At 72.2% G+C, this 1,358-nt stretch carries 2 protein-coding genes; one reads left to right on the top strand and one right to left on the bottom strand.

All coding sequences use genetic code 11. The features are described from left to right. A partial coding sequence (locus AB0C29_RS48670) for a nucleoside hydrolase (protein ID WP_360835203.1) occupies positions 1-244 on the bottom strand: 244 nt, incomplete at its 3' end. Positions 245-312: 68 nt separating this feature from the next. Between AB0C29_RS48670 and AB0C29_RS48665 the strand changes: the two genes are divergently transcribed. After that, positions 313-1,269 (top strand): TIGR03885 family FMN-dependent LLM class oxidoreductase, encoded by a 957-nt coding sequence (locus tag AB0C29_RS48665; protein ID WP_360835201.1) that lies wholly within the window; start codon positions 313-315, stop codon positions 1,267-1,269. Positions 1,270-1,358 lie beyond the last annotated feature (89 nt).

The following is a 1,358-nucleotide window of genomic DNA, read 5'->3' as shown; positions in this document are numbered from 1 at the left end:
CCCGGTCCGCGCCGCTGCCGAAGGTCCCGGCGAGCGAGTGGTGGGCGCCGACGGCGACGGGGATGTCGTCGTGGCCGGCCAGGGCGAGCAGATTCAGCGTGTTGCGGGCGGCCTGGCCGGCGGCCGTGTTGCCGCTGACCGTGCCGATGCCCGCCAGGACGGATCCGGGCTGGGCGAGCAGCAGGGCGAGGGCCAGCGCGTCGTCCACGCCGGTGTCGCAGTCGAGATAGACCGATCGAGTCACGGCCTCAGGCTAAGCCGTCCGGGTGCGCGGGGGGTTGTCCCCGGGCCGGCCTGGGTACGACCTGCGGCATGACGGACTACGGCATCCATGCCTCGCACGAGCAGATCCCGCCCGCCGAGCTCCTCGCCGCCGTGGTCGCCGCCGAACGCGCCGGTTTCGACGCCGCGATGTGTTCCGACCACTTCTCGCCGTGGAGCGCCCGGCAGGGCCAGTCGGCGTTCGCCTGGTCCTGGCTCGGCGCCGCGCTGCAGGCCACGAACCTGTCCTTCGGCGTGGTCAACGCGCCCGGGCAGCGCTACCACCCGGCGATCATCGCCCAGGCCATCGGCACCCTGGGCGCCATGTATCCGGGCCGGTTCTGGACGGCGCTGGGCAGCGGGGAGTACAGCAACGAGCACATCACCGGCGAGCCGTGGCCCCGCAAGGAGGTCCGGGAGGCCCGGCTGCTGGAGTGCGTCGGCGTCATCCGCGACATGCTCGCCGGCGAGGAGGTCACCCGCGACGGCCTGGTCAAGGTCGACCGGGCCAAGCTGTGGACCCGGCCCGAGACGGCCCCGGCGCTGATCGGTGCGGCCGTCAGCACCAAGACGGCGGCGTGGTGCGCCGGCTGGGCCGACGGCCTGGTCACCGTGAACGCCCCCGAGGACAAGCTGCGCGAGATGATCGCGGCGTACCGGGACGCGGGCGGGCGCGGGCCGATCAGCCTGCAGGTGCACCTGAGCTGGGCGCCGACCGAGGCCGAGGCCGAGCGGATCGCCCACGACCAGTGGCGCAGCAACATCTTCCCGCCGCCGGTCTGCTGGGACCTGGAGACCGTGGACCACTTCGACGTGGTCTCCAAGAACGTGACCGTGGATCAGGTCCGCGAGGTCGTCAACATCTCGGCCGACCTGGAACGGCACATCGAGTGGCTGCGCGGGTACGCGGCCCTGGGCTTCGACCGGATTTACCTGCACCACGTGGGCCAGGACCTGCTGCCGTTCGTGGAGACCTTCGGCGCGAAGGTGCTGCCGGCCCTGCGCTGAGCCTCACTGCCCGGCGGACAGCTCGTTGTAGCAGCCGGCGTACTCCTGGCCGGACAGCTTCTCGATCTCGGCCATGATCTCGTCGGTCG

It is taken from the genome of Actinoplanes sp. NPDC048791 (genome assembly GCF_040650095.1).
GTDB lineage: Bacteria > Actinomycetota > Actinomycetes > Mycobacteriales > Micromonosporaceae > Actinoplanes.
This window is presented reverse-complemented; position numbering and strand designations above follow the sequence as displayed.